This is a genomic window from Paenibacillus sp. FSL W8-0919 (assembly GCF_038003785.1).
Classification (GTDB): domain Bacteria; phylum Bacillota; class Bacilli; order Paenibacillales; family Paenibacillaceae; genus Paenibacillus_AQ; species Paenibacillus_AQ lactis.
In genome coordinates this window covers 1,921,141-1,945,088 of record NZ_JBBOPV010000001.1, presented here as the reverse complement: position 1 = coordinate 1,945,088, position 23,948 = coordinate 1,921,141, and the positions used below count along the sequence as shown (strand labels likewise).

General features: G+C 54.3%; 17 protein-coding genes. All 17 read right to left on the bottom strand.

Going from position 1 to position 23,948, the window contains the following annotated elements:
- Window positions 1-235 precede the first annotated feature (235 nt).
- The 17 genes from clpC to NST44_RS08200 all read right to left on the bottom strand — a co-directional run bounded on the left by clpC (window position 236) and on the right by NST44_RS08200 (window position 23,939).
- A complete protein-coding gene (gene clpC / locus NST44_RS08280) occupies window positions 236-2,692 on the bottom strand; it encodes an ATP-dependent protease ATP-binding subunit ClpC (protein WP_007132596.1) in 2,457 nt (818 codons plus the stop codon).
- 204 nt (window positions 2,693-2,896) lie between these two features.
- Window positions 2,897-3,964, bottom strand: a complete 1,068-nt coding sequence (locus tag NST44_RS08275; RefSeq protein ID WP_144873031.1) for a protein arginine kinase — start codon at window positions 3,962-3,964, stop codon at window positions 2,897-2,899.
- Window positions 3,965-4,005: 41 nt separating this feature from the next.
- Window positions 4,006-4,530 (bottom strand): UvrB/UvrC motif-containing protein, encoded by a 525-nt coding sequence (locus tag NST44_RS08270; RefSeq protein ID WP_007132598.1) that lies wholly within the window; start codon window positions 4,528-4,530, stop codon window positions 4,006-4,008.
- Window positions 4,531-4,554: 24 nt separating this feature from the next.
- Window positions 4,555-5,016, bottom strand: a complete 462-nt coding sequence (locus NST44_RS08265; RefSeq protein WP_007132599.1) for a CtsR family transcriptional regulator — start codon at window positions 5,014-5,016, stop codon at window positions 4,555-4,557.
- A 415-nt stretch (window positions 5,017-5,431) separates the two neighbouring features.
- Window positions 5,432-6,148 carry a GntR family transcriptional regulator gene (locus NST44_RS08260; RefSeq protein WP_040740231.1) on the bottom strand — a complete coding sequence of 239 codons (717 nt, stop codon included), beginning with the start codon at window positions 6,146-6,148 and terminating at the stop codon, window positions 5,432-5,434.
- 13 nt (window positions 6,149-6,161) lie between these two features.
- Window positions 6,162-7,178: a sugar kinase gene (locus NST44_RS08255; RefSeq protein WP_340898807.1), complete on the bottom strand. Its 1,017-nt coding sequence runs from the start codon at window positions 7,176-7,178 to the stop codon at window positions 6,162-6,164.
- Window positions 7,171-7,926, bottom strand: coding sequence for a 2-dehydro-3-deoxy-phosphogluconate aldolase (gene dagF, locus NST44_RS08250; protein ID WP_340898805.1), 756 nt, complete (start codon window positions 7,924-7,926; stop codon window positions 7,171-7,173). Before dagF ends, NST44_RS08255 begins: the two co-directional genes overlap by 8 nt.
- 1 nt (window position 7,927) lies before the next feature.
- Window positions 7,928-9,031, bottom strand: coding sequence for a DgaE family pyridoxal phosphate-dependent ammonia lyase (locus NST44_RS08245; RefSeq protein WP_340898803.1), 1,104 nt, complete (start codon window positions 9,029-9,031; stop codon window positions 7,928-7,930).
- Window positions 9,009-10,112 carry an amidohydrolase/deacetylase family metallohydrolase gene (locus NST44_RS08240; RefSeq protein WP_213616953.1) on the bottom strand — a complete coding sequence of 368 codons (1,104 nt, stop codon included), beginning with the start codon at window positions 10,110-10,112 and terminating at the stop codon, window positions 9,009-9,011. Before NST44_RS08240 ends, NST44_RS08245 begins: the two co-directional genes overlap by 23 nt.
- 263 nt (window positions 10,113-10,375) lie before the next feature.
- Entirely contained in the window at window positions 10,376-12,577 is a 2,202-nt protein-coding gene (gene bglX / locus NST44_RS08235) for a beta-glucosidase BglX (RefSeq protein ID WP_244869290.1), read from the bottom strand.
- A gap of 17 nt (window positions 12,578-12,594) precedes the next feature.
- Window positions 12,595-15,009 (bottom strand): beta-galactosidase, encoded by a 2,415-nt coding sequence (locus NST44_RS08230; protein ID WP_213616949.1) that lies wholly within the window; start codon window positions 15,007-15,009, stop codon window positions 12,595-12,597.
- A gap of 200 nt (window positions 15,010-15,209) precedes the next feature.
- Complete coding sequence (locus tag NST44_RS08225; RefSeq protein ID WP_340898796.1) at window positions 15,210-16,487, bottom strand: hypothetical protein; 1,278 nt, start codon at window positions 16,485-16,487, stop codon at window positions 15,210-15,212.
- A gap of 33 nt (window positions 16,488-16,520) precedes the next feature.
- A complete protein-coding gene (locus tag NST44_RS08220; RefSeq protein WP_213616945.1) occupies window positions 16,521-17,780 on the bottom strand; it encodes a glucoamylase family protein in 1,260 nt (419 codons plus the stop codon).
- Between the two features lie 125 nt (window positions 17,781-17,905).
- On the bottom strand, window positions 17,906-18,844 hold the full coding sequence (locus NST44_RS08215) for a carbohydrate ABC transporter permease (RefSeq protein WP_077568319.1): 939 nt from the start codon (window positions 18,842-18,844) through the stop codon (window positions 17,906-17,908).
- Between the two features lie 13 nt (window positions 18,845-18,857).
- Window positions 18,858-19,715: a carbohydrate ABC transporter permease gene (locus tag NST44_RS08210; protein WP_340898791.1), complete on the bottom strand. Its 858-nt coding sequence runs from the start codon at window positions 19,713-19,715 to the stop codon at window positions 18,858-18,860.
- Window positions 19,712-21,916, bottom strand: a complete 2,205-nt coding sequence (locus tag NST44_RS08205; RefSeq protein WP_213616941.1) for a DUF5696 domain-containing protein — start codon at window positions 21,914-21,916, stop codon at window positions 19,712-19,714. Before NST44_RS08205 ends, NST44_RS08210 begins: the two co-directional genes overlap by 4 nt.
- Window positions 21,909-23,939, bottom strand: a complete 2,031-nt coding sequence (locus NST44_RS08200) for a YIP1 family protein (protein WP_213616939.1) — start codon at window positions 23,937-23,939, stop codon at window positions 21,909-21,911. Before NST44_RS08200 ends, NST44_RS08205 begins: the two co-directional genes overlap by 8 nt.
- Between the last annotated feature and the right edge of the window lie 9 nt (window positions 23,940-23,948).

Here is a 23,948-nt window from a genome sequence, read left to right as displayed (position 1 = left end):
ATCGGCATTTGTTTAATGATCATTTACGAACAAGCGGTGTGTCCGCTTCGCTGCCTGATCATTCTTACGATCGCTGTTAAACAAGGGGAACTGGAATGGATTATCGTGGTGGCTTCCCGGTTTTTAAAGGCGAGCGCTGTCGCTTCTTCGGAACGATTCCATCCTCTCCGCTAGGTTGGTACCCTAAAATCAAAAACCCCCGCTGGAAATAATCCAGCAGGGGGGGAATCTACGCTTATTCGGTCTCGGACGATGCGGCAGCAACGCTATCCTTCTTGCGGACGGACAGCTCGCCGTTCTCCTCGTCGATGATGAGGGCATCGCCTTTCTTGACATTGCCCTTCAGCAGTTCCTCGGAAAGACGGTCCTCGATATGCTTCTGGATGGCCCGGCGCAATGGACGGGCACCGAAGGCAGGGTCGTAGCCTTCTTTCGCGATGAACGCCTTCGCCTGATCGGTAAGCTCGAATTCCACGTCGAATTCGCGCAGCCGCTTGCGCAGCTCGTCGGACATCAAGGTCACGATCTCGGCGATATGCTTCTCTTCGAGCGAGTGGAACACGATGATCTCATCGATCCGGTTCAGGAACTCCGGACGGAAGCTCTTCTTCAGCTCATCCATCACTTTCGTCTTCATATTGTTATAATCGCGGCCCGCATCGGTCACGGCGGTGAAGCCGAGCGTCGAATTGCGCTTGATCGCCTCGGCGCCGACGTTCGACGTGAGGATGATCAGCGTGTTGCGGAAGTCGACGACGCGGCCCTTGGAATCGGTCAAGCGTCCGTCCTCCAGCACCTGGAGCAGAATGTTGAACACTTCAGGATGCGCCTTCTCGATCTCATCCAGCAGGACGACGGAGTATGGCTTGCGGCGAACCTTCTCGGTCAGTTGGCCGCCTTCCTCGTAGCCCACGTATCCCGGAGGCGCTCCGACCAGACGTGCCGTGGAATGCTTCTCCATGTACTCGGACATGTCGATCCGAACGACCGCATTCTCATCGCCGAACATCGCTTCGGCAAGCGCGCGTGCAAGCTCGGTTTTACCAACGCCTGTAGGTCCAAGGAAGATGAAGGAGCCCATCGGACGCTTCGGATCTTTCAGACCTGCGCGTGCACGGCGTACCGCACGGCTGACAGCCTTAACGGCTTCTTCCTGACCGATGACGCGGCTGTGCAGAATCTCTTCGAGATTGAGCAGGCGCTCCGTCTCTTCTTCCTTCAGCTTATTCACCGGAATTCCGGTCCAGTTCGCCACGACATCGGCGATATCCTCAGGCGTAACCTCGGAATCGGTGCGGCCCTGCTTTTCCTTCCACTGATTCTTCGTAATTTCGAGCTCTTCGCGCAGCTTCTGCTCGGTATCGCGAAGTGCAGCGGCCTTCTCGAATTCCTGGCTTTGCACAGCGGCATCCTTCTCCTTGCGGATGTCTTCCAGATGCGCTTCCTGGTCTTTCAGATTCGGCGGAATCGTGTACGTATTCAAGCGTACCTTGGAGCCCGCCTCGTCGATCAGGTCGATGGCCTTATCCGGCAGGAACCGGTCCGTAATGTAACGATCGGACAGCTTCACGGCTTGCTCGATCGCCTCATCCGTAATCTTCACGCGGTGATGCGCTTCATATCTGTCACGCAGCCCGTAGAGGATCTGAATCGCTTCCTCCGGAGAAGGCTGATCCACCGTGATTGGCTGGAAGCGCCGTTCAAGGGCAGCATCCTTCTCAATATATTTGCGGTATTCATCCAGCGTCGTCGCCCCGATGCACTGCAGCTCGCCGCGCGCCAGAGACGGCTTCAGAATGTTGGAAGCGTCGATCGCGCCTTCCGCACCGCCTGCACCGATCAGCGTATGCAGCTCGTCGATGAACAGGATGATGTTGCCCGCTTGGCGGATCTCATCCATAATCTTCTTCAGCCGGTCTTCAAACTCGCCGCGGTATTTCGTGCCGGCCACGACCGAGCCCATGTCGAGGGTCATGACCCGCTTATCGCGGAGCGTTTCCGGAATTTCATTATTGATAATGCGCTGAGCCAAGCCCTCGGCGATGGCCGTCTTACCGACCCCTGGTTCCCCAATCAAAACCGGGTTGTTCTTCGTGCGGCGGCTCAGCACCTGAATGACGCGCTCAATCTCTTTGCTTCGGCCGATGACCGGATCCAGGTTGCCTTCCTTGGCAATCGCGGTCAAATCGCGGGCCAAGCTGTCCAGCGTAGGCGTGCTTACGTTTTGCGGCGTGCCGTGGTGGCTCGATACCGCCTCGCTGCTGCCGAGCAGCTGCAGCACCTGCTGGCGCGCCTTGTTCAGGCTGATGCCCAGATTGTTCAGCACGCGTGCTGCCACGCCTTCGCCCTCGCGAATCAATCCAAGCAAAATATGTTCTGTTCCAACGTAGGTGTGCCCCAGCTTGCGGGCTTCATCCATGGAAAGCTCAATAACCTTCTTCGCCCGCGGCGTGTAGGCAATATTGGTTGGCTGCTCTTGGCCGCGTCCGATCAAGGTCTCTACTTCGTCTTGGATTTTCTCAAGACCAAGCCCGAGGCCGATCAGCGCTTTAGCCGCAATGCCGTCTCCTTCGCGGATGAGTCCGAGTAAAATATGCTCTGTTCCGATATTGTTATGTCCCAGACGCACGGCTTCTTCTTGAGCCAATGCAAGCACCTTCTGAGCACGTTCCGTAAATCTGCCAAACATCATAATATTGCACCTCCACGTTTCATGTATATTTACCCTCACGAATTTCGGTGTATCGCCGCCCCGAAGGGTCGCGATGCTGCCCGATTCGCCTATTAAAAGAAACAACGGTTATATTCCATTAACCGAACCCTGGCATTTTTATCCCGGGTCAAGAAATATTCTTCCTGAAAGCTCTAGATTCCTGTCTCTTAATCAAAAGTTCATCTACGGCTTCGCAGCCAGCGTTTCCCTGATGAGCTTGGCTCTGTACATATCGCGTTCCGAAGGATTCATGCTCTCCCCGAACGTCTTTTGCAGGAAGCCCGGCTGCGTCTTCACATTAAGCTCATTCATCACCGAGCTGGCCGGACCTTCGAGCAATCCCAGATCCACACCGAGACGGACATCGGACAGCCGCTGCGCCGCTTCCTTGGAATCCATAACCGCCGCGTAGGACAGTATGCCATAGGAGCGCATCACCCGGTCCGTGATCCGCAGCTTGGATTCATTAAGAAGACGCTGTCTGGCGTTCTTCTCATGCTCAATGATCTGCAGGGCGACACTGTGAAGATTTTCAATAATCTCGGCTTCGGTCTGGCCAAGCGTAATCTGGTTGGAGATCTGGAACAGATTGCCCACAGCTTCGCTGCCCTCGCCGTAAATGCCCCGAACGGTCAAGCCCACCTGAGACACGGCCGAGAGAATCCGGTTGATCTGCTGGGTCATCACCAGCGCCGGCAGATGCATCATAACCGAGGCACGGAGGCCGGTTCCGACGTTCGTCGGACAGCTGGTCAGGTATCCCCGCTTGTCATCAAAGGCATAATCGACATGCGCTTCGAAAATATCGTCCAGCGCCGTCGCCCGCTCCCAAGCTTCTCTAACCTGAAAGCCCGGATATAAACACTGTATGCGTAGATGATCCTCTTCATTGATCATGATGCTGACGGATTCGTCCTCTGTCAAAATGACAGCGCCGTTTCGGGATTCATTGGCCAGATTGGGACTGATCAGATGCTTCTCGACAAGCACCCGTTTATCCAAATCGTCAATATCGCTCAATTTGATAACATGCAGCTCCCCGAAATCGTTCAGCCGCTCCCTATCCTTGATGACGCTGATCAGGCGCTCTAGCACTTCGCTCGACTGCTGATTCGTCGCCAGCAGCGGGAAAGGAAGCTGCTGCAGATTGCGCGCCACCCTGACACGGGTGCTGATGACAATGTCGGAATCCTGACCATTCCCGCGCATCCATTCGCTCAGCGCCGTATCGGTAAACCGGTGATTAGACATCACGCATTCCTCCTAGCTAAAAGTGCATCATCATAAGTTCCTCATCCTTGGGCGATATTTCGCTCAAGCTCGCGGATCCGGTCCCGAATCTCGGCGGCCGTTTCAAACTCCTCCTGCACGATCCGGAACTGAAGCTCCTTCTTCAGCTCCTCAATCTTGCGCTTGAGCTGAATGACACCGCCGGTCCGCTTCGGCACCTTGCCGACATGGGACGTATTGCCATGCACTCGCTTGAACAGCGGATCCAGGCGATCCGAGAAATATTTATAACACGAGCTGCAGCCGAAACGGCCAAGCTTGCTGAATTGGGAATACGTCATGCCGCATTCCTCGCAGCGCAGTGTCTGCGCCGGCTTGGCTCCCGCATTCTGGCCCTTGCCGGAAGGATCCAGATCCAGGAGCCCTGACAGCAAACTGTGTATAGAAAAACCATTCGACGTCCCGGGGATCAATTCCCCTTTTTCACGGGCACAAGATTCACAAAAATGAAATTCGGTCTTCTCGCCATTCACGATTTTCGTAAAATGCAATGTCGCTGGTCGTTTACCACATTCCTGGCATATCATACTCCATGCCCTCCTTACACAGACTCACTTACCTAACAAAGCAATAAGCATGGCCTTCATGATTCTCGCACGGAGCTCATCCCGGTAAGGAAGCTTCACATTGAGGCAATCCCTCGAAATGGCGGCCCGCATCAAGCTGGCCTCTCGTTTGTTCAAGAACCTTGACTCCTCCAGCTGGTAGATCAGCCCTTCCGCGACCGTCTGGTCGATCCGGCTGCCGATCGTATGATGCAGATGCTGGTGGAGTGCGGAATGCTGGGGAAGCTCGATCCGCTGGATGCGGATATAACCGCCGCCTCCGCGCTTGCTCTCGACGAGAAAGCCCTTCTCCAGCGTAAATCTGGTGCTGATGACATAGTTGATCTGGGAAGGAACGCAGGAGAACTGCTCCGCCAGATCGTTCCGTTGAATTTCAACGGTTCCCTCCGGGCTTTCCTGCAAAATGCTCTTGAGGTATTGTTCGATAATATCAGAGATATTACGCATGGTCTGTTCATCCTCCACTGTTTGAAACGATAAGACGGATTGTGATCTTACACGTCCGCACAGAGTCATACCTTTAAATTTTAACCATAATCAAAATCAGCGAACCCTGCCCGTTGACTTTGACTTTCTTTGACTTTAATCTCATTATAGCATAACTTTAAAATTTGCCAAGGGGGGGCCACAAAATTTTCGCGCCGGTCTGTTATTCGTAGTCTGCCCATTTTTTCTCACCCTTATAGCCACAGCCCCGCAGGAATTTTGCCTCTTCGAGCGCCTTCCAAGCCTGCCCTTAATCCCCACAACGCGCGCCCGCACTCGAGGCTATAGAAAAAAGCAGCCTGATCCCGGTTCCCCGGCCATAAGGCTGCTCTTCCCTGACTTTATTCCTTTCGAGCCTTCCCGCTGCGCCCTGTCTTTACGCGTCGTAGCTGATTAAATAATGCTGAAGCTCTGTATTGTAATAACCGATGCTGTATTCAATAATCGTCCCCGCACCGTCGTAAGAGGATCTGAGCCGCTTGAGGAGCGGCGTACCCGGACTGACGCCAAGCAGACCCGCCATCTCTTCATCCGCTACGGCCGCCAGAAAACGGTCGCGGAAATTCTCCAGCGTAATCTGGCTTTCTTCAATCCGGTCATAAAGGGAAGGGAGCTCGCCAGGCCCGAAATCCCCTCCCATATCGACAAGCGGCGAAACATAATGCGTATAGTGAATGTAGGGCTGCCCGTCCAGCAGGTACAACCGCTCGATGCGAAGGCATTTTTCGCCGAATTTTTCATACATCTCGCTATCCGGCTCGTGAAACACCCATTCGGTCTTCAAATGGCGCTTCTGAATCTGATGCCCTTCCTCGACCAAAATCTCGGTAAACAGCTTGCCCTTGGAAAGCTTCGAGAACGAGGTATTGCGGGTTACAATCGTCCCTACCCCGCTGCGTTTCTCGACATAGCCCTCCTGGTGCAGCTCCTGAATCGCATTGCGCACGGTCATCTTGCTGACGTTGAATTCCTGCTCCAGCTGCGGCTCAGAAGGAATATGGGTTCCCAAAGGATACACCCCATGCAGGATCCGGTCCTTAATGATCTTCTTGATCTGAAGATACAGCGGACCGTTCTTACGCGTGATCGACATACGTTCGTTCACCTTACCTTTCCACATCCGACCTATGATCACCCATTGCTCGCAGAATGTCAAGCTCTCCTGCTGTCGGCGTATCTCCAGGTACCGTGTGGGCCAGCATGGCTGCCGCTGCCGCGAATTCAACGGTCTGTACAGGATCGTATCCCTGCAGCAGGCCATGGATCACGCCGCTGGCATAAGCATCCCCCGCTCCGATCCGGTCATAGACTGAGAAGGTCAACGTTCTCGAAAAATGAAAAATTCCATCCTTATATAAATATCCCTTCAGGGAATGGGTATTGTCTCCATTAATATGGCGGTGGGTGCCGGCAAGGGCGGAAATGCCGTACGTCCCCGCTACCTTCGGGATCAGCTCCCCGAGCTGCTCCGCCCGGTCTTCCCGCTTCGTTTCCATCCCGAGAATATAAAGCGCATCCTTCTCATTCATGAAGACGATATCCGCAAGGGACAGCATCTCCTCATAATGCGGCTTGGCAAAAGCATAGCCATCCGCGCCCCACAGGGATGGCCGGTAGTTGCAATCGAACACCACCGTGCCGCCGTTAGCCTTCACTTCCCGCGCCAGGGTCTTCATCTGGCCCCGGACATTCTCGTTCATGGATAGCGTGATTCCGCAGAAGTGGATCACATCGATGCTGCGGGCAATCGCCGAAAAATCATACATCGCAGGGTCCGCCGTATTAAAGCTGCTTCCCAGCCGGTCCGTATAAGTGACCCGTCCGGGCCGAACGCCAAAGCCATTCTCCAAAAAATACATGCCGACGTACTTGCCGCCGCGGCTAATGAAGGAGGTATCGATTCCCAGCTTGCGTAGGTACGCAATCGCCGCATCGCCGAGCGGGTTATCCGGCAGCGTGCTGACCAAATACCCGGCATGCCCAAGCCTTCCAAGGGCCGAAGCGATATTAACGCCGGTCCCCGAGAAGGAATAGTTCAGGCTGCTCTCTTGCGCCAAGGAGGCATAGCCCGGCACCTGCAGCCGCATCATGACCTCGCCGAATGCCGCAATCACCTTAGGCATATTGATCAACCAACGCTTTTAACGTCTGATGAAGCTCCTGCACATCGCTGACGATCGTATCGCCGCTCGCCGAATCGATGATCGAGGAGTATACATGCGGGATCACCTGGCTCACACCGGCTTCCAGCGCGATCCGGACGATCGCTTCGAAATTGTCTTTGTCGATCCCGCCCGTCGGCTCGAGGGCGAAATCCTCTTCCGCACACGCCTTGGCCACTGCCCGGTATTCCTCTTCCAGCTTCAAGCCTTGCATCGGGAAGTATTTAAGCGCATTGCCGCCCATGTCGCGTACCAGGGCAATCGCCGCCTTCACGGGAACGATCGCTTTGTCCGTACCCGCCGCACTCGCCGGCCCCGTCGAAATATTAACGTAGCCTGCTTGGCCGGACGGGGAAACAAGGCTGTTGATCCAGCCGTCCTGACCGTTCAGATTGGCGCGCGTCGCGCCGACTGCCGGGAACACCTGATTGATGTGAGTTCCAGGGTAGCTCTTCACGATTTCCGCCACGACGGCCGCCTGGCGGTTGTCGCCTGCGCCTAGCCCGATCGACACGGCATCCTCAATCGCCGCGCCGTACTCCTTCATGGCAATGACCGCTTCCTGCGCGCTCGGGTAATTTTTCGAAAGCACGCCGACCAGGACATGCCCTTCCGCTGCTTCAAAGACGTCTTTGGCATTCTGGATGCTGCCTGCCAGCACATTCAATGCCGTGCGGTTTTTATATAATCGTTTCTCCATGTTCGACATGTTATTTTCCCCCTGCAATCTGCTGAATTCTTGTTATGATGACCTGCAGATCATCGCCGGCGAGCGAGCGTGGATCAATATCGAAATATCCCTGACGTACACCGTAGTCCCGGGTGTATACGGCGATCTCGCCTTCCCGTAGCTGATCATTCATCGCCTTGGCGCTGATGCCCGCTGCCTGCTCATCCACTTTGACCCGTCCACGGAAGATCGCTCGGCCGGCCTCATCCTGCACGATGGCCACGTCGATGCCCGGCAGGCTGGACAGCGTCTTAAGCTCCTCCAGCGTAGCCTTCTCCTGCGCGCTCTTATCTTCCTTCACCATATACTCATCAAGTGCCTGAAGCAAGCCGAACGTTGTCTCCTTGCCTACCTTCATGCTTCGTCCGATACCATGAAGCTGCGCCTTGACCCACTCGACGTATTGGCGTTTGCCGCCGACGATGCCGGAGGTCGGGCCTTCGATTGCTTTGGAGCCGCTGTAGATGGCCAGATCCCCGTATTTCACATACTTCTGGATATCCTCCTCTGCCGCCGCATCGACGATAAGCGGGATACCATGGGCTCTGGCGACTTCGGCCGCTTCCTCGACGGAAATCATGTTTTTCTGAACGCAGTGGTGCGACTTCACATACAAAATCGCCGCGGTGCGCTCATTAATCGCTTCCTCGATATGCTCTTTGCGTCCTTCATTGGCATACCCGACCTCGACCACCTTGCCGCCGCCCAGATAAACCATCGTTTCGACCGGTGCCCCGTACTGGACGTTATGTCCTTTGAACATGATGATCTCATTCTTCGCGATCGGCTCTTGATGGAGTCTGTCGCTCCGTCTCCGCTGGCCCTCCGTCACGATGCCCGCTACCGACAAGGCGATGCCGCTTGATGCCGAGTTCACGACGACGGCGGCTTCGGAGCCGAGAATGCGGGCGATATAATCGCCTGCCTTGTCTACCAGGTCCGCTATTTCGACGTAGCTCTGACCGCCGATCCGCATGGCTTCCATGACGGTATCCGTTGGTGCCGACACTCCGAGTATGCTCATGCGGCCGCTGGCATTGACAACTCGCTTGAGTCCGTATTTAGCATGCAGTGAATGATCCATTGACTACCACTCCTTTAGGTTCGATATAACGGTCGGCAATGCGCGTCTCTCCCTCGGAATCGGTCAAGCTCTGCGGCCCCTGCCGAACCGCAAACAATGTGAGGTGGGCCGCATCGCCCACATGAATTCGGCCGAGCTCCGGCCGTTTCAGCCAAGCCGCCGCCTTGACCGTGACGGCAGAGATGACTTCCTGCAGACTGTAGCCGAGATATAAAAATTTGGTCATCACGCTTGCCAAGCTGTATACGGGGCCATTGATCCGGTTTCCCCGGTAAATATCGGAGCTGATCGTTCCCGGCTCGATCCCATGGTCTTTCGCGTATTCCGCTACCTGGAACGAGAAGCTCGCTGTGCCATGGCCGACATCCATATGAACGCCTCGCTCGATGGCCTTGACCAGGGACGGAATCGGCTTGCCGTCCGGATCGAACAGATTATTCTTTTTGCCGTTCAGATAATGCGTGACAATGTCCCCTTCCTGAAGCAGGTCCAGCACCTCATTCACCGGCGGTGGTCCGGAACCGATATGCACCATAATCGGCAGCGATGTGCGCCCCGACAATTCCCGGGCACGCCGCAAAGGTTCTACCCCGTTGTCCTTTACAACGCTTTGGCTGATCCGCGCCTTCAGGCCCACGATAAAATCGGGATATGCACGGGCCGCCTTGACCGCTTTCCCCTGATCGATCCACTCCAGCCTGGACAGCTCATCGATCCGCTGCAGGCCGATGCGGGAGATGTTCAGAAACGCAAACACATTCGTCTTCGAGCGGGCAACCTCAGCGGCCAAATCGCCGATATCGTCCGCTCCGCAGCTTCCTGCGTCCACGATCGTGGCTACGCCCTGCTTGACGCCGATCTCGTCGATGGCATCCCCGTAGGGCTCCAGCTTGGCAACCGCATGAACATGCATATCAATCCATCCGCTGGACACATACAGCCCCGTACCGTCAAATCCGTCCTCGCCCGCCGCCGTGTTGGCCGCGGCAAGCTCGGTGATGAACCCGTTCTCAATCACGATATCGAAGGGTTCTTCCTCGTGCACCGTTCTTACATTCCGCAGCACAAAACGCTGCTTCATTCTCATCACCCCTTCGCATGGCAGAATTTCAGCTTTTTTCTTGAGGCGCATCCATCCGCCAATAGCCTTGCGATAAACCATTTATAGGTATAGCATAGCACAGATCATCGCATACGTGAATATAACGTTATAATGTTTAATCGAATAGTTACTCCACCTTCCATTCCACTAAGATGAGGCTGCCTTTTGTATGGCAAATAAAAAACAGAGGCTCTCCCAAAGCCATATGGATGACTTTTGGGACAGCCCCGCCAATTCTCAGTTTATAAGGTATAGGTAAATGTGCCGCACTCGATCAAATCTCTAGCGTTCTTGCCGATGAACACCTTGAAATCTCCTTCTTCCACCTCATACTGCTTCTTGGCGGTGAAATACGAGAGCATTTCCGGCTCGATTACAAACTCCACCATCGCTTTCTCTCCCGGGGCAAGATGGATTTTATGAAAGCCCTTCAGCTCAAGCAGCGGTCTGGACGTGCTGCCCCATAGATCGCGAACGTACATTTGTACGATTTCTTCGCCGGCGTAGTCCCCGGTATTCTGCACCGTCACCATCGCCTTCACGCTGCCGCCCGGCGTTAACGTATCGCCGATCAGCGCGGCGTCCGAATACGTATATTCGGTGTAGCTCAGTCCGTAACCGAACGGATAGAACGGCGCATTCGGAATGTCGAGATATTTGGAGAGGAAACGGAAGTCGTTATCCTCATGCCCTTTCGGTCTGCCGGTGTTCAAGCAGTTGTAGTACACCGGCACTTGTCCGACGGTATACGGAAAGCTCATCGTCAGCTTCGCCGAAGGATTCGCGTCCCCGAACAGCAGGTCGGCGACCGCGTTTCCTCCCTCCGTTCCCGGGAACCACGCTTCCAGAATCGCGGGAACGTGCTCGTGGTACCACTTGAGCTCCAGCGGACGTCCATTGAAGAGAACAAGAACGGTAGGCTTGCCGAGCTTCAGCACCTCCTCGACCAGCTTCGGCTGAACGCCCGGCAACGTTAAGTACGCTCGGCTGCCCCCCTCGCCGCTCATATGATCCTCTTCGCCCATAGCGAGAATGACGACCTCTGACGAGGCGGCCGCTTCCAATGCGGCTTGGAAGCCGGAAACGTCATTCGAGCTGTAATCGCACCCGGCTGCAGCCGTGATTTTCACGTCATTTCCTAATTTATTGATAAGACCTTGTTTTACGGTGACCGCCTCTTCCGGTTTTCCGAGCCCGCTCCAACCGCCCAAAATCCGGCCGCTGTCGGCGAACGGTCCGATAACCGCAACCGATTTGACGTCCTTCTTCAGCGGCAGAATGCCGTCGTTCTTTAACAGCACCATCGATTTCTGGGCAGCCTCTCTCGCCAGCTGACGATACTCAGGCTTCAGGTGCGCTTCTTTTTCGCGCTCGATGTTGATGTAACGATAGGGATCGTCGAACAGACCGAGCTTGAATTTCAACGTGAGGATGCGTCTGACCGCCTCATCGATCAGCGCAACGTCTACCTCGCCCCTTTCAACCAATTGCTCAAGGTGGCTGATGTATTCCGTCGATATCATCTCGATGTCAAGACCCGCTTCCAGCCCCTGCTTCGCTGCGTCTTCGCCGTCTTTGGAGCTCATATGGAAGATCGTTTCCCAAAGCGAGGTGTAGTCGGAAATGACCACGCCCTCAAAGCCCCACTCCTCTCTGAGCACGTTTCTCAACAGGAAGGAGTTGGTTGTAGCAGGCACCCCGTCGTAGACGTTAAAGGACGTCATGATCAATTCGGCGCCTGCGTCGAGCCCCGCCTTGTAAGCAGGCAAATAGTAATTGCGGAGCGCAGCTTCCGACATATCGACGGTGTTGTAATCCCGTCCGCCCTCCGCCGCGCCGTATGCCGCAAAATGCTTCACGCATGCCGCAACCGTATCGAGCGCCTTCAGATCGTCCCCTTGAAAGCCTCTTACCATCGCTGCGGCCATTAGACCGTTCAAATACGGGTCTTCTCCGGGGCTTTCCATTACCCTTCCCCATCTCGGATCGCGAACGAGGTCGGCCATCGGCGCGAAGGTCACGTTAATGCCCGAGGCGGCGCCTTCCGCTGCGGCAACCCTGGAGGTATCCTCCGCAAGCTTCGGCTCCCAGCTGGAAGCAAGGCCGAGCGGTACCGGAAACACCGTGCGGAAGCCGTGAATAATATCGAACATGAAGAGCAGCGGGATTTTCAGCCGATTATGTTCAAGGAATACCTTCTGCACTTCGTACGCCGTTTCGGCATCGGTCGCGCTCAGGATCGAGCCCAAATTCGAAATGAGTTCCTTGCTGAGTGTACGCTCGGATACGGGACCGGTCACCGGCGTCGAGACTTCGATTTTTGAATTGTAGGAACGCAGCACGGTTCCCGGGTCGGTCTGGTACATTTGCCCGATTTTTTCGGCAAGGGTCATCTGGGATAGAAGCTCTTCCACTTTCGTTTGGATCGTTGAATCGGTGTGCATCAAGTTGTAGTTCCCTCCTATGACACGAAATGTAGTGTTAAGCGGTCGTTTACTTTGGCGTGCTGGCGCGACACGATCCATGTTCTGCCGTCGTCCTTACGGACCGTGAAGCTTTCGTTCGGAATCACTTCGCGGTCCGTCTCGAGCACGATGATATCTTCAGGCTGGGTCAGCCGGAATTCGAGGCGGTCGTTCTCCGCCTTGGCAATTTCCGCGGTCGAATATACAATCTTCACATCGCCGAAGGTCACGTTAAGCGGCAGCATAACTCCGTCTTTGCTTTGCAGCAGCAGCTTACGTCCGCCGAACAGCGGTTGGCCGTTCTCCTGAATGCCGATCTCTTTATCGAAGCCGTCCAAATTCAGCACATGGACGAACCGTTCCCCTTCGTTCGTTGCCGTAGAAGTCATAAAGATGCCGTGATATTTGCAATCATGCGTCAGTCCCGCTTTCGCGCCGAGAAGCTCCAAGGCTGTCCGGAACAAATCGATATCACACCGATACGAATTGCCGAATACGATCGCGCGTCCCGCCCCGACCTTCGCATCGAACGCGGTCACTTCACCGCTGCCGTACACGCGCATAATCGGCGTTTGGCCGCCGACGTCGAACGTCTGGGCGACATATGCGCGCATTTCCGGCCGCGGAGCCGCCCACCCTTCGGACACGATCGACAGGTAGAAATGGCCCGAATCGCGGAGCAAGCCAAGCGGCTTCACCCCTAACGCTTCCGTCAAAATCGTGCACGGCTTGCCTTCCATATCGAAGCTCGGCAGCTCACCGTAAACGAGCAGCTTTCCTCCCGCATGCAGGTAGTCGGCCAGCTTCCGCTGGATACCGCCGTGCATATAGCGGGCAGACGGCAGCGCGAGAACCGGGGTGACCGAAGGATCAAGCGGCTTATTTTGAATATCGGTGGCGCCGAACCGATAGCCGGCAAGCAGCATGGCCCGGCCCATGATCTCCCAAGCGCCGTGCGCGCGGTTCCCCTCGATATTTTGCATGATTTCCTTCACGCGCTCGCTGCCCGGATAACGGTATTCCGTCATGTAATAATCCGGAATGAACGCAAAGCTGACGTCGTCGCGTTCCTCGTTCATTCGCGCGAGCTTATCTCCGACAGCCAATATCGTCTTGTTCGTGCGCGCCATTCGCGGAAACGTATAATTGTACTCGCCTTCCGGACTAATCGGAGCGGCAAAGCCGTGGCGTTCGCCGGTAAAGGCGATCCGGTCGTTCCCGTCGCTAGGCGGCATATCCATCCGATAGTTATAGCCGCCGGTCAGCAAATAATAATTGAGAAGCCGGTTCCCTTGCGCGATGCACATCCGGGCTTTAAAATCGGCGGCCGAAGGATCGTTGCGTCCTCCGTACGTCTCGCCGAAGTTGCTGTCGCCGCAGTTGAATTCGACGGAGGTGAGCGGCTGGTCCGGCGTATGCACCGCGTCCATAAATCCGTTGATGATATAAAGATCCTGGAACGTCACCATGTCCAAATCCCCGAAATAGATGTCGGAGCCCGATAGATATCCCGGCGCCTGCGTATATGCTTCATACAGCTGGCTGATGCCGATCGGGAACGTGAACCCGCGTCCCCCGTCCGTCCCGTGAATGTTAACGACGAACGGAACGTCCTTGACGCCGAACTCCTCGGCATATGAGCGAAGAATGGCAACATAGCGGGCCGCTCGGTTCCTCATATAGTAGCCTAAGTCGTGCGTCAGCTCCGGCGCGTAATCTTCGTTCGGAGAGCGAATGCCGGTCTTGCGCGCTTCGGCGTCATCCAAGGAGAATGGATAACGGGCCGAGAGCTGCTCCGCGGAATACCGCTGCTTGAGCCAAGCGGCGAAATCGCTCAGCACGCTGTCCGTAAGGTCCGGACAATTGCTGACCCAAGCGAGCATGCCGATCTCATTGTCCAGCTGCACCGCGATAATATTGCCTCCGTTCGTGTAGAGACGGGGCGCCACGACCGCCATGACCGCCCGATACCAGTTTTTGCTGGCCTCAAGAAATCCGGGCGCGAGGTAGTCGACCGTCTTCGTCGTCGCCGGGTTTCCGTCCCAGCCGACCGGAATGATTTCCGGATACTTGGCATACACCCAGTACGGCAAACCTTCGTTTTTCATTTCCGCCATAATGAACGGGCCCGGTCTAACGAAAAAGTACAGCTCGTTCTCCTTGCACAGATCGATAAAGCGGATGAGGTTCAGCTCCGGGTGCGTATGACCGTCAAAATCGAACTCCCCTTCCGCCGGCTCATGACAGAGCCACGGTACATAGCTGGCAACCGCATTGCAGCCCGCTTCCTTCAGCTTGTCGATGCGGTCCTGCCAATCCTCCGGCTTAAGCCGGTAATAGTGAATTTCCCCGCACATGATGATTTGCGGCTTGCCGTCGATGAGGATTTGCTTGTTTTTGATTTCAATCATCGTTTCAAACCCTGCCTTTTTCATTCGAATTGGTCTAGCGGATGATAACGGCGAAACGTTTCGACAAACGGTGACAACAATTACTTATAGTGCGTGTTCAAAAAGTCGGATTTTCACGAGATTCGATGCCGAGTCGCTTCTAGACTCCCTTCGTGATCAAAAAATGACTTTATGAACAACCTCTTCTCTTATAGATGGTGTTATCTCAACCGGTCCGTGAAGAAAGACATCCCCCGTTTAAAGGCCGTCATGCCGTACAGCATGGAGCTCCAGTCGATCACTGTCACTTTCTCGGGGTACCAGCGGTCCCTTCCTTCCAGATGCCACCAGGAGTAACGATGCAATCCGTATTTGTAAGCCGCTCTATATTTCACTTCATCATCCCGATCCCTCGGATTGGAATAGGTGTCGTACGGAATGTGCAGCCGATATAACGCATAAAGGTCGTGGATGCCCGCAGGGTAAACCGGCAGGAAGCCGGCAACAATGTAGGCGGAAGCGACGTTGCCAGGTGAATCCTCGATTTTATCCGCATGATAAGTGTTGTACAGACCGTCATTGGCGCCGGCTCCATACCCCCATACGTAGGAAGGCACATCGGTAAGCTCTTTCCACTTCAGTCGGTCAGCCGTGCATGCATTCTCATAGTACTGATTGTAGGTCTCGCTCTTCGCATAATCCGGAACCAAGAAATAAGGGAACTGGTGCACAAACGAAGACAAGAACTTCAAATCGCTCGGATCCTTTGTGTTCGTATCGGTAATAACCGGAATGTCCCGGTAATATTTCATAGGGAATTCATTAATCTTGTGTTCCGCAAATGTGCTATCCCACAACTCTTGGATGTCCGGGTCTTCCGGCTGGGCGATTTTAGCCAAGTGGGCAACCAGCACATATTCGTTGTAAGCCGGGAGCGGGGCGATTCCTTGGCCGTCCTTCACGATCATGTTGATGATGCCTCTATGCTTATCCGCGATAACAACACGCCAGTCGATTTGCTCTAACAATTCATGAGCCATCTCGTCGATTTCGGGCATTTTATCCTTAAAATGCTTCCCCGCGAACAAGGCTCCCGCTACCAGCAACGATGTATCGATCGTCGAAATTTCGGAGCCCAGATTCGCGCCTGTCTCCATGTCGATGAAGTGCGCGAAGAAGCCCGTCGCGGCGTCTCTAGCCGGCTTGCAGCCTTCCATCTTGCCGAGAGCGGCATTAAGCGTAAGCTTGACCTTCTCCGCCGCCTGATTGTCCCAGCCCTCGTAATCGGCAACAACCAGGCTGATCAAGCCGACCCCGGTCGCAGAGACCGAGCAGCGGGCCTCCGGATTTCTCGCGAAACTGTAATATGCGTCGCCGTAAAGGCCTGTGTGCGGATTGCGGCAAGCATCGATCAACCGGTAGGAGTCCTTATGCTGGCGATCGACAAACGCCTTCACCTTCTCCGAAAGCTGATCATAAACATTCGTCGTTTGTTTCATCGTAATCTCTCTCCATTCGCCGCCTGAAATAGCCTATTTATTTTTGAATTGCAGGGCTTCAAGCCCTTTCTTCACGTAAGGAACCTTCATGAACATGTTCCATACCGTCTCGTCCCGGTAATTGGCGGCCATCAGCAGCGTGATCCCTTTATCGATGCCGATATAATCGGGACCGACCCAGTCGGCATTCAGATTGAACGCATCCTTCAGCCCATATTCGCCGCTTAGATCCGGAACCGTTAGGAAATACTTCAATGCCTCTATGGATTCTTCCGGTGTAAACACAACCGAGCCCAGCGCCCCGGCCGGCGGAACGGTGCCGTCCGCTTGATGGGCCGCATTGTCATAGCCGGAAGGCGGCGAACCGAGCAATCCGTTATAACCGGCGGGCGAATCGGATGCGGTAAAGCCCCACGACTGTTCGCCCACGCCTTTAAACTTCTCGCTTAGATCGATGGCGAACTGCCGGCTCGCCTGGGAGGCGACGACCGAGTTGTTGAACCAATCAACCCCGTCACGGTCTACCAAGCCACGAAAGTCGACCCAGGCATGCGAGAACTGATGGGTGAACAGGGAACCGAACCAGGAATGGATGAACGGCTCGGAATGCTTATACGATGCTTTGTGGCGTGTAAAGCCATCGTAGACGTCAATCGGATGCGTCGGCGAACCGGCGGCCAGCACGTAAAGGGACAGCTGCTCGGCATAAAAGTCCCAATGGCCTTGAAACCCTTTCTCCGGGGAATATGCCATATAGAACTGATTTTTGCCTTTGTCTACGAACCAGGGCCACTCGACGCGCTCATACAGCTGCTCGCTCTTCTTCTGGACATCGCCGCCGAAGTATTGCCCCGCCGTTAATACGCCGTTCATTAGCAAGCCGGTGTCGATGCTCGAAATTTCGCTGTTCCACTCCCGCTTGCCGGTATCGATGTTCACGAAGTGGTAAAAAAATCCGTGCTCATGCTCCATCCGCAGAAGCGTATCGAGCGTGCGGTCCGCTCTGTCATAGCCTTCCTCGCGGCTGATCCAGCCGTTCTCCACGCCGATCGGAATCGCCGTGAGCGCGAATCCGGTGGCTGCCGTGCTGGCGATCTTCGGATTGCCCGGGTACCGGTCCCTCGTCAAGCCGTAGCCTTCGGAGCCTTCCTCGCGGTTCGTCTGCTCCCATAGATAGTCGAACGATGCCTTGGCCTCAAGGTCCAATTCGTCCGGCTGCTCCTGCGAGCATCCCATCGCCGCCAGCAGCACCACTGCACCGGCCAGCCATGCGATCCATCTTCTGTGACGCAAAGCAAGTGCACTCCCTTCCAAGGATATAGAATGTTTAAGTTCATGACCGGACTGCATGATGAGAACATTCTATACCTCGAGTACTTCCTCTAAATCGAAGTCGAGCATCCTTATTAAGAGTGCTCCTATTCGCCTGTGATGCCTGATCGTTCAATGCTCTCTACGAACCAGCGCTGCGTAAAGAAGTAAACGATCAGCAGCGGGATGATATTCAAAAACGTTCCGGCCATATTGATCGCTTCGTTTAAGCTGCGTCCGGTCTGCGCATTCGGATCAGCCGGGAATACCTTCTGGTACGTTACGGCGAAGTTTTGCAGCTCCAGCGGCAGCGTCGTCAGCTTATCGCCCAAGTACAGCGCCGCGAGCAGCGTTTCGTTCCAATACCAAACCATCGAGAACAAGAAGGAAATGATGAAGGCCGGCACGGCCATCGGCACGCAAATAACGGCAAATATTTTGTAAGCGCCGGCTCCGTCGATTTGTGCAGCCTCCTCGAGCGACTTCGGAATCGACCGGAAAAACTGATAGAAAATCAGGATGAACAGACCGCTTTTAATTCCCTGTCCGAACGCCGCCGGAATGATATAAGAAAATATGCTTCCGATTAATCCGAGATCTTTAAACATCAGGAACTGCGGAATCATCGTAATTTGCGGCGGTATGATGAACGTTGCCAGTACGAGCGCAAACAAGACGGATTTCCCCGGAATCCGGAAGCGGGCAAAGCCGTATCCGATAACGGCCGCCGAAACGGTCTGGACGATGGCAGGAACGAAGGAAGCAAGGACGTTCTGCCATAAGGTATTAAGAAAGTCCATGACCTCGGCTGCCTTGGCGAAATTGTCCATATAGAATCCCGACGGAATATAGGTGATCAACGGGTTGATCAGGTCTTCCGTATTCATGAAGCTGTAGGTGATCATATAAAACAACGGGTACAAATAGACGAAGCCGATCAGAGACAGCAAGAAGTATACGGCTAATTTGTAGACAATGCCTTCTCCCGTAAACCCCCACAGGACCCGCTTCGTCTTGTCGATCGTTCTGCGGTCAATCCCTTTCATACCATCCCACCTCCTAACGGTTCCTTTCCCGCTGCCTCGTTACGAGCACCAGCACGCCTAGCAGCACCAGCATGACGAGGAAATAGATCCACGCCATCGCAGCGGAATAGCCCATTCCGTATTTCGCATCATACATCGCGCTCTGGATCTGAGTAATGACCGGATTCAGCGAAAAGACGGACTGCATGATGACGGTATACACCATATTGACGATAATCATCGGGTTCAGCGCCGGCAGCGTCAGCTTCCAGAACGACTCCCATCTGGAGGCGCCGTCGATGCTCGCCGCTTCGTACATCGAGGAATCCAGCTTCTGCAGGCCTGCCAGGAAGATCAGCATCTGCACGCCGGAGAACCAGAGAATCGTAATAAACGACGTCAGCAGGAACACGATCAGATCGGCGAGCAGCTCCGGCATGCTTTCATGAAGCTTGCTCATTTCGATAATCGTCTGAATGCCCGGGAGCGTAGTGGCTCCTTGATCCATCAGCTGCTTGATGACAGGTCCGCTTGTAATAATGACCGGAAGAAAGTAAATCGTCCGGAAGATGCCTTTGCCGCGGATTTTCACGTTCAGCAGAAGGGAGACGATTAACGCGAACACGACGATGATCGGCACGATCACAAGCGTCTCAACAAAATAGGTAGCCAAGGTATCGCCGAACTCAACGTTCAGGAACAGCGCGTTCCGGTAATTTTCCCAGCCGATGAACGTTGTCTTGACTCCTTCTGCGGTAATCTTTACTTGGCTGAAGCTGAACAGCAAGGTGCGGATCAACGGATAGCAGGTGAAGACCAAAAAACCAACGATCCAAATCCAGATAAACGATAGGCCGATAAGCGCCTCTCTAAGCCGGTAACGGATTTTCATGAACGGCCTCCTTCCCGGACCAAGAACCCTTGCGCCGGAATCTTGTTCCCGTCCGCCGTAACTTCATTCATGGTGTAATTGACATAGATGACGGTACCGTTCGAGTAGGTGTTTCTAAATACGCCTTCCCGCACTTTTTCACGTTTGTCAAAGGTCGCATCCGCAACAGCCTTCAGGGCTTCCGCAACCGTCCGATATTCATGTACGGCCTGATCCTTCCACACCGAATACTGCGAAGTGAACAGCCACCATGACGACTCTGTGTTAGCCAGCTTGATCGGATCCTCGTCGGTCAGGATGAAGGACGGGTAGCTGCCGTAATCGATCATTTTCAGTTGCTCCTTCTGCGGGTTCGCGTTGAAATTGGAGGCCTGGGCGTAATAATCAACATGTCCTTTCAGCACAAGCTGCAGGAACGGCACCTCTTCGCTCTCCAGCAGGAAGCTTGAAGTGCTCATCGGCAGATCCATGACCCGGTCGGCAAACCTCCACAGGTAATAATTCGGCTTGTAAAATGCGTAGCTGTTGATGGAATCCCGGGGCAGCATCGACGTATACGTCTCGATCGACCCGCTGCGCGTAGACGAGGACTTCCCATAAGCGGAAAAAAGATTGCTACCTATTGAGTCCATCGCGATATGGTCGATGCCGTGCTTCTGGAATGAAGAAATTTCATTCTCAAACAGCTTCGCGGACGCTGCCGGCTGCAGGTAGTACGACGTGTCGTAGAACGAAAGCAGCTGCTTGGAAACGGACTGGGCGATGTCCCCCTTGCCGTATCCGTCCGCCGTCGCCCCGGCCATCACGTAATCGGTATAAAAGTACACGGGAATGCCTAATGCTTTATACTTTTCCACGAATGCGTTCCAATCGTCCCCGCTGCCTACCTTTTCTTCAAACGGAAAATGTGTAGGAGATGCTCCGGTAGCGCCGCCCTCCGTGTAGCCGCGGACAACAACCATCATGCGGTCCACTTCATTTGCCCGCAGATCGGTCAGTATATCGTCCATTTGGTCCACGGTGGTCATGGGGATGACTTCGCTCCCAATCAATTGCTTTTGGTTGTCCGCGGCGAAAAATTCGATGCGGAGCGGGAGCGGATCCGCGCCGTCCTTCTTGGCGGGCAGCTCCCCCCGCTGCACAAGCTCGCTCTGCACCCGGTTTGCCATGCCGGAATAATCGGCCTGCTTGCCGGAAAGAAGCATGACTTTCATGGAAGCGTCGAATTGGTTCTTCTCTTCCTGGTTTAAGGTGATGCCCTTGCCCTCTTTGTCCAAGGACTGGAAGTAGTTTTCTCTGTATATCCATTTCGCCGTGGTCCAATTGTAAGTCGTGGTCACATTGCCCGGATAAGCGCGGATTTCCGCGTAAGGGGCGCCGCCCGTGATCATGGAAACGAAAGCGTTGCCGCCTTCCTTATGGGCGATGCCGAACACCGGCAGATACACTTGCTCTACGGGTGTCGCCATTCCTTCTGATAGCTGCGGGCTGCCCTTCATCCCGAGATCGTCGCCGAACACTCTCCCGATATAGGGCTGCGTCGCCAGCGTCTGCTCGTTCAAGCTGATGAGCGCTCCCGAGCCGTCAGGAATGAGCATATATCCTTTATCCGGCTGAACTCCCTTGGTTGCCCCAAAGAACGGATACACGTAGAGAGATTGCAGCCGGTTGTCCTTATTCGTCTCCTGAATCGAATTCTCCGGAACCTTGAATTCGATCGCGTCTTCCGTCAACCGAACTTCCAGCTTCAGCGAGATTCCCAGCCTCTCGTAATTCACGTTCGCCGAGAAGCCGTCCTCCATGGGCTCAACCGCAATCTTTGCTTGCTCTCCGGTTACCGGCGCGGTGCTGATTTTCCGTTTGGCATCCATGTATTCCACGCTCAAGCCCGACTCGAAGAGCGATTGCCACGATTTGTTCAGCTTGTCGTCCTTCTCATCGAGCGTGCCGTCCCATACATAACCGTTCTGTTTGTCTTGGACTTTGATGCCGAGCGTGTCCTTATTTACATAAAGCGCCAAGCGAGCGTTTTCCGCAGCTTTCTCGTATGATGCGAGTCGATCGCCCGATGCGTCCGCACCGGCGCCTGGAGCTTCCGGTTGGTTCACTCCCTGCTGCGCGAGCGCCGCGATCGAGATCAAACCGGCCAACAGCAGGAACGTTAACGATAGAGCAGCTATTCGTTTCACTTTGTTAAGCACGGTTTCTCATCTCCTGAATGATCGTTTGAATGAATTCCACTTCTTGATTAAATAAGAGCACTAACAAGAAAATAACCAGGGCAGCCAATACGATGCCGAAGACCGTTAGGAACAAATTCCGCACCGTCTGCCTGAACGTATAATCATGCAGCTCCTTCACCATGATGCAAACGAGAAGCAGCGACCAGCCTTGAATAAACATCATCGAATAGTCGTAGACGAATTTTTCGTTATACGTCAGCACGTTGCTGATCCATGCGATCGGGAGCGCGAATATCAAATAAGGCGACAGCGCGTAAATCGTGCCGATATAAACCTCCGACAGCTTTCCCTCTCCGTCGCTGATCGTGCTGACCATATAGTTCATAACGACCCAGAATATTAGCGGAACGGCCGTGGTCAGCATGATCGGCAATAAGTCCATTTGGTCGGGATCTCCGCTTGCGAACAAGTATCCTTTGGCATAGACCAGAATGATTTGAAGCAGCAGCATCCAGACATACAGAACCGTCGCCGAACGGACGGTCGCCCTTTTGTGTTCCTTCAGCTCCTGGACCGCATCGATCGGATGCTTGAGGAAGTAGAACATGAACCCGATTTCTTTCACCAGCTTAATGTCCGCCACGCGGTTTCTCAATCGTACAAGCGGCTGCAGCACGCGATACCGCCGATGCAGCGTTCGGATGACGTAACCCGCAACGATGATGGCAAATACGGTATATACGACGACATTAATGTTTTGTTGAAGCCAATCATTGCGGATTTTCCAGAATGCGTCGGAATAACCCTCCTTGTCTTCCGCCATCCGGAAGCTCTCCAGAGCCTTGCTATTCTGGTTTTGCTTGAAATACGATTCAGCCAACGATTTGTACGACAAAATAAAATAGCTGTTCATCTTGAGGATCTCGTTCCAGATGTCCTCGCTCTGCACGTATAATCCTTGCTTGTACTGGTCGACGCCCTCATAAACCTTCGTTCCGAACGGGGTGATCGAATAGCGGTTAATGACGTTCCGCTCTTTGTCGGCGACGTACAGCGTACGCCCGGAGTCGGTGACGTCAATGGCCGAGGCGCTTTTAAACAGCCCCTGGCGCTCATACTTGTCGTCCCCTCCGCCAAACATGAACAGCAAATTGCCAAAGCTGTCGTAAACGCAGATGAGCCCATTGACGTCTACCGTATAGATGTTTCCGCCCGCATCCACGTCGATATCCACCATCGAATCACTGGTCCAAGAGCTTGAGGACAATATGTTATCGCCGACAATATTCAGCTTCTTGATGCCGTCACTGCTAATTCCATTGGTTACCGTGTACAGCAGCCCTTGATAATCAAGCACAATGCTGGTCGGGGACGGCGGCGTCGATTTGAACAGCTGCGCCTTCTGTCCTTCGGTAAAAATGAAGCGTTGAATGAGCATTTTCATCGACAGGCTCGTTCGGTTCGCGCCGACGTAACCCAGGAAATGCCCCTCGTTGTTCAACTGCACGACACCGTTGATGGAGCCTTCGCTGATGACGTAGATGTTGCCGCGTTTATCTACCGCTACCTTCTTCGGTGCAAAATCATTCTTTTTGCCGTAAATCGGTTCCTCCGGACGGCCGAACTGTTTCACGAGCTTTCCCTGCTCGTCGAACACGACAATTTGCTTCAACCCGTAATCCGCGACGTAAACGAGTCGATCGGCGGCCACATACACGCCGGAAGGATTCGATAAGACGTCTTCTCCGATCGTTTGCGATGCGTTGTTCTCTTCATACACTACGATTCTTGCATTTCCGGGATCCGCGATATACAGCTTTCCGGTCGGCTCATCATAGAACAGATCCGCCGGCTGGTTTACGTCAAGCCGAATCATTCCGTCCGGTTCATATGCGGTTTGCGTCCCGACGATCATGCCTCCCGGGCCTTCGGTCCCTGTTTGATACGGCGCAGCGGCCATAGCCGGAGCCGAGAATTGAACGAGCAGAAAGCTTGCAATTACGACGAGCAACACCCATCTGCCTACCGTCTTCTTTTTCATCTGCTTCAC

Bases quoted from the DNA above. Each gene is read 5' to 3' on its own strand.
- NST44_RS08230 (WP_213616949.1), bottom strand. From the start codon at position 15,009: ATGATTGAAATCAAAAACAAGCAAATCCTCATCGACGGCAAGCCGCAA.
- NST44_RS08260 (WP_040740231.1), bottom strand. From the start codon at position 6,148: ATGTCGATCACGCGTAAGAACGGTCCGCTGTATCTTCAGATCAAGAAG.
- NST44_RS08255 (WP_340898807.1), bottom strand. From the start codon at position 7,178: ATGCCTAAGGTGATTGCGGCATTCGGCGAGGTCATGATGCGGCTGCAG.
- NST44_RS08265 (WP_007132599.1), bottom strand. From the start codon at position 5,016: ATGCGTAATATCTCTGATATTATCGAACAATACCTCAAGAGCATTTTG.
- NST44_RS08240 (WP_213616953.1), bottom strand. From the start codon at position 10,112: ATGAAGCAGCGTTTTGTGCTGCGGAATGTAAGAACGGTGCACGAGGAA.
- bglX (WP_244869290.1), bottom strand. From the start codon at position 12,577: ATGCACACCGATTCAACGATCCAAACGAAAGTGGAAGAGCTTCTATCC.
- clpC (WP_007132596.1), bottom strand. From the start codon at position 2,692: ATGATGTTTGGCAGATTTACGGAACGTGCTCAGAAGGTGCTTGCATTG.
- NST44_RS08245 (WP_340898803.1), bottom strand. From the start codon at position 9,031: ATGGATCATTCACTGCATGCTAAATACGGACTCAAGCGAGTTGTCAAT.
- NST44_RS08200 (WP_213616939.1), bottom strand. From the start codon at position 23,939: ATGAAAAAGAAGACGGTAGGCAGATGGGTGTTGCTCGTCGTAATTGCA.
- NST44_RS08225 (WP_340898796.1), bottom strand. From the start codon at position 16,487: ATGAAACAAACGACGAATGTTTATGATCAGCTTTCGGAGAAGGTGAAG.
- NST44_RS08275 (WP_144873031.1), bottom strand. From the start codon at position 3,964: ATGTCTAATCACCGGTTTACCGATACGGCGCTGAGCGAATGGATGCGC.
- NST44_RS08210 (WP_340898791.1), bottom strand. From the start codon at position 19,715: ATGAAAATCCGTTACCGGCTTAGAGAGGCGCTTATCGGCCTATCGTTT.
- dagF (WP_340898805.1), bottom strand. From the start codon at position 7,926: ATGTCGAACATGGAGAAACGATTATATAAAAACCGCACGGCATTGAAT.
- NST44_RS08270 (WP_007132598.1), bottom strand. From the start codon at position 4,530: ATGATATGCCAGGAATGTGGTAAACGACCAGCGACATTGCATTTTACG.
- NST44_RS08215 (WP_077568319.1), bottom strand. From the start codon at position 18,844: ATGAAAGGGATTGACCGCAGAACGATCGACAAGACGAAGCGGGTCCTG.